The sequence below is a fragment of the Shewanella sp. genome, from assembly GCF_047975355.1.
In the GTDB taxonomy this organism is placed as follows: Bacteria; Pseudomonadota; Gammaproteobacteria; order Enterobacterales; family Shewanellaceae; genus Shewanella.
The window spans coordinates 25,605-33,280 of record NZ_JBKEDJ010000058.1; the positions used below are offsets into that span (position 1 = coordinate 25,605).

Annotated in this window: 8 protein-coding genes; 5 read left to right on the forward strand and 3 right to left on the reverse strand. The window is 45.9% G+C overall.

The genetic code is table 11. From position 1 onward, the window contains the following. Positions 1-74 precede the first annotated feature (74 nt). Entirely contained in the window at positions 75-686 is a 612-nt protein-coding gene (gene plsY, locus ACK5NH_RS15420) for a glycerol-3-phosphate 1-O-acyltransferase PlsY (protein WP_416921463.1), read from the reverse strand. A 261-nt stretch (positions 687-947) separates the two neighbouring features. Between plsY and folB the strand changes: the two genes are divergently transcribed. The 4 genes from folB to ACK5NH_RS15440 all read left to right on the forward strand — a co-directional run bounded on the left by folB (position 948) and on the right by ACK5NH_RS15440 (position 3,600). After that, positions 948-1,298, forward strand: coding sequence for a dihydroneopterin aldolase (gene folB, locus ACK5NH_RS15425; protein WP_023266748.1), 351 nt, complete (start codon positions 948-950; stop codon positions 1,296-1,298). A 55-nt stretch (positions 1,299-1,353) separates the two neighbouring features. Then, positions 1,354-1,857 carry a 2-amino-4-hydroxy-6-hydroxymethyldihydropteridine diphosphokinase gene (gene folK / locus ACK5NH_RS15430; RefSeq protein WP_416921466.1) on the forward strand — a complete coding sequence of 168 codons (504 nt, stop codon included), beginning with the start codon at positions 1,354-1,356 and terminating at the stop codon, positions 1,855-1,857. A gap of 18 nt (positions 1,858-1,875) precedes the next feature. Continuing rightward, positions 1,876-2,676, forward strand: a complete 801-nt coding sequence (locus tag ACK5NH_RS15435) for an undecaprenyl-diphosphate phosphatase (RefSeq protein WP_416921468.1) — start codon at positions 1,876-1,878, stop codon at positions 2,674-2,676. Between the two features lie 84 nt (positions 2,677-2,760). After that, a complete protein-coding gene (locus ACK5NH_RS15440) occupies positions 2,761-3,600 on the forward strand; it encodes a putative RNA methyltransferase (protein WP_416921470.1) in 840 nt (279 codons plus the stop codon). A gap of 622 nt (positions 3,601-4,222) precedes the next feature. Here ACK5NH_RS15440 and ACK5NH_RS15445 read toward each other — a convergent pair. Next, complete coding sequence (locus tag ACK5NH_RS15445; protein WP_011623648.1) at positions 4,223-4,489, reverse strand: Lpp/OprI family alanine-zipper lipoprotein; 267 nt, start codon at positions 4,487-4,489, stop codon at positions 4,223-4,225. Positions 4,490-4,741: 252 nt separating this feature from the next. Continuing rightward, the gene (locus ACK5NH_RS15450; protein WP_416921477.1) at positions 4,742-5,974 is read right to left on the reverse strand and encodes a multifunctional CCA addition/repair protein; all 1,233 of its coding nucleotides are present in this window, start codon (positions 5,972-5,974) and stop codon (positions 4,742-4,744) included. Positions 5,975-6,148: 174 nt separating this feature from the next. On the opposite strand from ACK5NH_RS15450, the gene ACK5NH_RS15455 reads away from it, so the two are divergent. Continuing rightward, positions 6,149-7,676 (forward strand): ExeA family protein (locus tag ACK5NH_RS15455; RefSeq protein ID WP_416921473.1); only part of this gene is annotated, 1,528 nt, incomplete at its 3' end.

Sequence of the window (7,676 nt, forward strand, 5' to 3'; positions counted from 1 at the left end):
TGGTCACTCAATATTGTTTTAGTGTAGTTATGGTGTTGAGTAACTATTGTGTTAGTGACTATGGTATTACGTGACTAGGGTGTTTTAGGACGCTTTTTACGTGACACTTTAGATTCTTCGCCTTTCATGAGCCGCTGAATATTTTCTTTATGACGTATGATGATAAGCGTCGAGAGCATGGCGACTGGAATGGTAAAGCGATCGTCCAGCCACCAAGTGTAAAGTGGTGCCAGCAGGGCTGTGATAATCGCTGCAAGGGAAGAGTAGCGGCTGATCAGGACTAAGACGACCCAAGAGGCCATCAAGCAAATGGCCAAATCATCGCCAATTGGCGCCATGGCACCAAAAGCGGTCGCGACGCCTTTGCCGCCTTTAAAACCAAAAAATATCGGATAGATATGGCCAAGACAGGCGGCTATCGCAATCAGGCCGAGGGAAATGGCATCAATTCCCATTAAATAGGCAAGATAAGTAGGTAAGGCCCCCTTAAGCATATCGAAAAATAACACCATGGCAGCCGAGCTTGCGCCGCCAATGCGCAGCACGTTGGTTGCTCCCGGGTTGCCTGAGCCTTGCGATCTGGGGTCGGGTAGGCCTCTCATCCTACACACTAGCACAGCACTTGAGACAGAACCGGCTAAATAGGCGGCCACAATCATCAAAAGTGTCAGTGTTAATTGACTCACATTGGTTTCCTTACACGTCTTAAGGTATTATCGCGCCACAATTAAACAGCCTCTTGGCAAGCATTCAGTCATAAGCGATAGCGATAACGCGAGTTATCAAGTTGCGATAGTTTCTGAACGAACAAATCCATTTGGGCGTTATCCTACTTCGGATTGGTCCGAGTAGAAAGTAAATTAGTCGTTCCATCGAACGGCGGATTATACAGACACTATCGCGTTTAGCTTATCAGACCTCATTGGCATGAGTTAGTAGGAATTAGTATGGATAAAGTGCTTATTCGACAATTACGTATTGATACTGTGATTGGCGTCTATGAATGGGAAAAGAAAATCCAGCAGAGCCTGTTTTTGGATCTCGACATGGCTTGGGACAACAAGGCCGCCGCGGCAAGTGACGACTATCAATACGCGCTCTGCTATGAGACGGTTTCGAACCGCCTGACTCAGCTCGTTACCGAAAAGCCCATCGAGTTAATCGAAACCGTTGCCGAGCGAGTGGCCGAATGTGTGCTCAACGAGTTTAAGGTCAATTGGGTCAAAGTCGTGGTGATGAAACCCGGTGCCGTGCCTTCGGCTGCTGCCGTTGGGGTTGAGATTGAACGCTCACGCTAATCGTTACTGTAGATTCGGGTTTTAGCTTAGTTAGGCAGACGGTTCGGACATGGGTATGGCACGTATATACATTAGTTTAGGCAGTAATATAGAACCTTCTCGCTATCTGAAGGCGGGCTTGCAGTCATTACGGGAACATTTTGGTCCGCTACACCTTTCCTCTATGTATGAGAGTGAAGCTGTGGGGTTTAATGGCACCAATTTTTTAAACATGGTTGCGAGTGCGCAAACCAATCTTCATATTGCCGAGGTAGTTGCGCAGTTTAAGCAAATCGAGCAAAATCACGGCCGGTTGGTGGGGGCGAAAAAGTTTAGTCCAAGAACCCTAGATATCGACCTACTGCTTTACGATGATGTCGTTTGTCATACTCCAGTGGTCTTGCCCCGCGCCGAAATCGTCACTAATGCTTTTGTGCTTTGGCCTTTAGCGGAAATTGCCCCAGATTTGCTTCATCCATTGCAACAGAAAACCTATGCAACAATGTGGGATGAATATGATAAAGCGTCGCAAAAACTGTGGCCAGTAGCCTTTGAATGGCCTCATGGGCTCACTTTTTAATAGATTGATAGGACTGTCATGGATACGTTTCAGGTAATTATTTTAGCGTTAATTCAAGGGTTAACAGAGTTTCTACCTATTTCCAGTTCGGCGCATTTGATTCTGCCATCGCAAATTTTAGGTTGGGAAGATCAAGGTTTGTCCTTCGACGTTGCCGTTAATACGGGCACATTATTCGCCGTAGTGATCTATTTCAGACACGAGCTTTGGGCGATGTTCAAGGCGTGGATTGCGAGCATCTTTAAAGGTCAGCATTCTGACGACAGTAAGCTGGCGTGGTGGATTATTCTTGCGACCTTACCAGCCGTATTCTTTGGTTTTATGGCCAAGGATTTTATCGCAACCCATTTACGCAGTGCAGGCGTTATCGCCGTGACGACCGTAGTCTTTGGTTTACTGCTTTGGTGGGCGGATAAGATGTCTCGCCGCGATTTAACGGTTTATCAAACTGGTTGGCGCAAGGCGCTATTAATCGGTTTTGCGCAGGCGCTGGCGTTAATTCCTGGTACTTCACGTTCGGGGGCAACAATGACGGCGGCGTTGATGTTAGGTCTCAGCCGCGATGCGGCTGCGCGTTTCTCCTTCTTGATGTCTGTGCCCGTTAGTTTAGGAGCGGCAATTTTAGTGGGTAAAGATTTGGCTGAAAGCCCAGTGCCGATTGACTATCAAGCGTTGACCCTTGGCACAGTGATTTCCTTTGTCGCCGCCTATGTGTGTATTCATTATTTCTTGAAGATCATCAGTCGTATGGGGATGACGCCTTTTGTGATTTACCGCCTCATCCTCGGCGCTGTGTTATGCGGATTTATCTTCCTATAATACAGTGGCGCCATGGCTAAAAAATCGGGTCTTGTACCCGATTTTTGTGTTTTTAGGCGCGGATTTTCGTTAACGGAGTTAGTTATGAGCCTTCAATTTCAATGCCCTACCTGTGGTTCTGCACTGATGCAGCATCAGGCATCCCAAGGTTTTTACTGTGCGAATAAGCACCATTTTGATAAAAACGAGGCGGGATATTGGATTTTTACTAAACCCGCGCGCCAAAAGCCGACTGGCGACTGCCGTCAGCAAGTGCGGGCAAAGCGCTTCTTGCTTGAGTCGGGGATTTTTTCACCTTTAGTTGAAAAAATGGCGGCGATGCTCGCTCCTCATCTGAAAGTGAATGATTGTCTATTAGACTACGAGTGCGCTGACGGCTTCTATTTGCGTGCTTTAGCTTCTGTACTACCTAAACTCATAAACGAGCTAAACGTCCAGTACAGCGGCGTAGCGGACGCAGAAAATACTATTTTTGCTGCGGCCAAAGCGCAAACCCCTGCAACACTCTGCTTAAGCACCTCAAAAGTGCTGCCTTTTGCCGACAATTGCATCGACGTGATCACTGTGGTCGATAAGCCGTTGAAGGGGAAAGAATGTGTGCGAGTACTGAAAGATCAGGGCTTGATGTTACAGGTGATCCCAGGTGCGCGGCATTTGTGGCAAATCAGGGAGTGTATTTATCCGGAACTGACTGAAAAAACTCCCCAAATTAATTTGCCTTCAGGATTAATTGTCAAAGAGCAGCAGCGATTGCAATTTAGTTTGTCCGTTACGGGTGAACAAGCGCTGGTCTTGTTGGATATGACACCCTATGCGTGGCGAGCCTCTGAACAAGTTAAACACCTTATTCGGACGAAAGCCTTCGATGTGCTGGAAATTGATTTTGTTTTGGTCTTAGCGCAAAAGTCTTTAATTGAGTCCTAACAGGCCAAAATACAAAATTAAACAGGATGTTTTTTAATCTATTCATTGGCTTAGGGAATGCGTTTCTGGGTGCTTGAACAGGGCTAATTGCGCAAGTATATGATACTAATCGAGCTTTTTATGTTGACTTAATGTAAATGCGAAACCGCGTACCTTAAACTCTATCTTTATTACGCTTTTGTCTATCACAATTATTACCGCATTATTGCCTTTGTTTCCCTAATAGCCTCAGTTTGTCGCGTTGCAGTTTCTTTAAAAAGCCAACGATAACACTGGGGCAAAAATAAAGTTTTAAGTAAAAGTATTCGCGAGGATTAAGAAAACTTAAAAACTAAGTTTATAGATGAGATTAAAAATCAAATCCGCTTAAAACAAATCAGTGGGCGGCTTCTGCTTTGAACTTAGATTGTCGTTAAATCGAATGAGTTTTAAAGCGCGGGGAAGTGTAAAGGGAAAATGAGCCAAGAAAGTTTGAGGTTGAGTTTAGTGTTACTTATGAGGGGATAGTGGCACTAAGGTAAACTCGAGCCATAAAAAAAGGCTTGGATGGATGTGCTATTCGCTTTCATCTCTCTCAAGCCTTTTATGCTAACCTGCTGAATTACAGGTTAATTACTTACCATTACTTCTTGTAACGAGAAGCAACGTTGTCTAGACGGTCGTTAGCGCGCTTAGCTTCTGCTTGTGCGTCCATAGCTGCTGCTTTAGCATCTTTAACGTCTGCAGACAGTTTGCTTTGCTCTGATTTCAGAGAGCTAACATCAGCTGATAATTGATCAACTTTGTTGCCCAGAGTTGCAACGCTTTCTTCCAGAGCAGTAGTGTTTGCACAACCACCTAGTAGGGCAGTCATTGCTAAACCAGCAATCATCAGTACTTTTTTGTTCATTGTAAAAAATCCCTTAAAATAGGTTGGATTTGAATGTTTCGTCACTTTGGAATCGAAACTGCCTAATTATGACATAGCTATTTTAATTTGCTACGAATATTAATGCGTTTAACCACTATAGACATATAAATTTTTTTTAAAAGCGTTTTTTCTCGCTTATATCGGCCTTTTTCATCGAAAAACGGCACTGTATTTACCAGAAAGTGTGGTCGCATTTACAAAAAAATTACAATTTTATGGCGTTTGTTTGGCTTAAGATTGCTGCCAGTTGAGTTTCACTTGTTCAACGACCTCTATCCGCTTCGAATTGAGTGCCTGTTTTATCTGTGCACCTTGAAAACCTGCTGCAATGATTGCCTTTACATCGACTTTATTAGCGGCTAAAAAACACGCTTTGAGGTAGTCGTTCTGCGGATAAGGTTGATGTTCGAATCCTGTTCGACCACGCATATCGGCGATACACGCGAATAGAAGTTGGTTAAGTCGTTCTGGTTTACGCCAAAAGTCGGCTTTATCGAATAGCTTAATAATGGTCTCAGCCCTTAACTCAAAAGCTTGGTGTACATTTTGATGTTGATCGCTCACCAAGAGCGCTAGATCTCGATACTCATTAGGCACGCGCAGCCGTTCACACAGACTTTTGACCACTGGCAAGCCTTTTTGCCCATGACCATGGTGTTTAGGCCAGTGCTCTTTAGGGCTTAATGCTTTACCTAGATCGTGTACTAGGGCGGCAAAGCGCACGGCTTTGTCCTGAGTGAGTGATGCGGCCTGTGCCAGCACCATCATAGTATGCAGACCCGTATCTATTTCTGGATGCCATTTTTCCGGCTGTGGGACGCCAAAAAGCGCATCAATCTCGGGAAAGAGGACCTTCAAGGCGCCACATTGGCGTAGTACCTCGAAGAAGACTTCAGGATGAGGGCCACCAAGACTCTTATCGACTTCTTGCCAGACGCGCTCAGGCGTGAGGGCGGTTAACTCCTCGGTTTGACTCATGCGCTGCATTAACGCCATGGTTTCTGGGGCAATCTCGAAACCTAAGCCATGAAAACGTGCGGCAAAACGGGCGACCCTTAGTACCCTAAGTGGATCTTCTGAAAAAGCGGCCGAAACATGTCGCAGCAGCCGTGCTTCTATGTCCGCCATGCCATGATAAGGATCATATAACTTACCCGTTTCATCTTGAGCGATTGCATTAATGGTTAAATCGCGTCTTAGCAGGTCTTGCTCTAGGGTGACATCCGGGCTGGCGTAACAACTAAAGCCGCCATAGCCTAGGCCGACTTTACGCTCCGTTCGCGCTAATGCATATTCTTGTTGGGTTTTCGGGTGCAAAAAGACCGGGAAGTCTTTACCCACTTGGCGATAGCCTAACTGCAGCATTTGCTCCGGTGTGGCGCCGACAACCATATAATCTTTATCTTTTATTGGGAGATTGAGCAGACTGTCTCGTACAGCTCCGCCCACTAAATAAATTTTCACAGGCATATTTTAGCTAGTGTGTCATAAAGATAGCTTAACATGAAGAGGCCATTGCAAGGCGAATTTGGATGCAGATATTTATTGGAATGTCACATCCATGTTGCGGATGTTTTGACAATATCACTGGGACGTTTTAACGTGGGGCGTTATTTTTAGCTTAGGAAGATTGGTGGTATGTACAAGGCCTTTTATGGACTCAGTGATAACCCTTTTTCGATTGCACCCAATCCTCATTATTTATTCTTGAGTGACAGACATAGAGAAGCCTTAGCTCATTTGACCTATGGACTGGGTGAGACAGGGGGCTTTGTGTTGTTGACGGGAGAGGTCGGCACGGGTAAGACCACAGTATCTCGTTGTTTACTAGGGCAATTGCCCGATCATACCGACACGGCATTTATTTTAAATCCTTCGCTGACTGAGTTGGAATTACTCGCCACGCTTTGTGATGAATTGAAGATTAGCTATGGTGAAAATCCAACCCTTAAACAGTTAACCGACCATCTGAGTCGTTTTTTGCTGGCCAATCATGAGAAAGGCCGCAATACCGTACTCATTATCGATGAGGCGCAGCATCTACGTGCAGAAGTGTTAGAGCAATTAAGGTTGCTGACTAACCTTGAGACAGATACCAAGAAATTGCTGCAGGTGATCCTAATTGGTCAGCCTGAGCTGCAATTGCTGCTTAAACGTCAAGAACTGCGGCAATTAGCCCAGCGGATCACTGCGCGTTATCATCTACTCCCTCTAAATGAAGATGAAATCGCACTCTATGTATTGCACCGTTTACAGGTGGCTGGCCGTTTTGAACCGCTATTTACCCGTAAAGCGATTAAAGTGCTGCACAAATACAGTGGCGGCATTCCTCGGTTAATTAACTTGCTGTGTGAACGTGCTTTGATGGCGGGCTACGCCCAATCTAAGGTGCCGATTGACCACCATATGGTGAGGCAAGCAGCGGCTGAGGTATTAGGGGAAGAAGAACCACAGCAAAATAAACTCTTGTGGCCGAGCACTATTGCGGCGGCATTGGTTGTGGCTTTCGGCGTGTCCTATTGGTTATTTACCGAGAGTCCAGCGGTTGCTAATGTGGCAACTGTGCCAGTGGTACAAGCGAGTCAAGCAACTCAAACACTGCCCCCAGAAAATACCGTCAAGCCGAGTGATGCTGTTGCGAATAATACCGCCCCCATTGTCAATCAGTCTCAAACAACTGTTACACCGGATCCGAGTTTGCGGGTGTTACAGGAGGCCATCAAACAAAGTCGCAGTATCGATACCGCTTTTGCGGGTCTCTTTAATGTGTGGGGTAAGGTGCCATTTAAGGGCTTAACGGCGTGCCAGTCCGCGCTGGAACAAGGACTTTCCTGCTATCAACAGCAGGGCAATTGGATGTCGCTCACAAGGCTTAATTATCCTGCGGTTGTGTATTTAGTGGATGATAACCAACAAGATTTTTATGGCGCTGTGATTGCGGTTGATGGTGACCAACTATTAATGCAGTTGGGCGAGCAGCAGCTTTGGGTCGACAGGGCTTGGTTCAATCAACACTTTAGCGGCACCTTCGAAATTCTTTGGCAAGCGCCCAATTTACCTATGCTGGAAATTAGCCAGAAGTCGAGTCCAGGGCAATTACAATGGCTTGAAAACGCCCTTGCCCATGTGGCTAACCGACCTTCACGTCGGGTATCTCAATTCGATC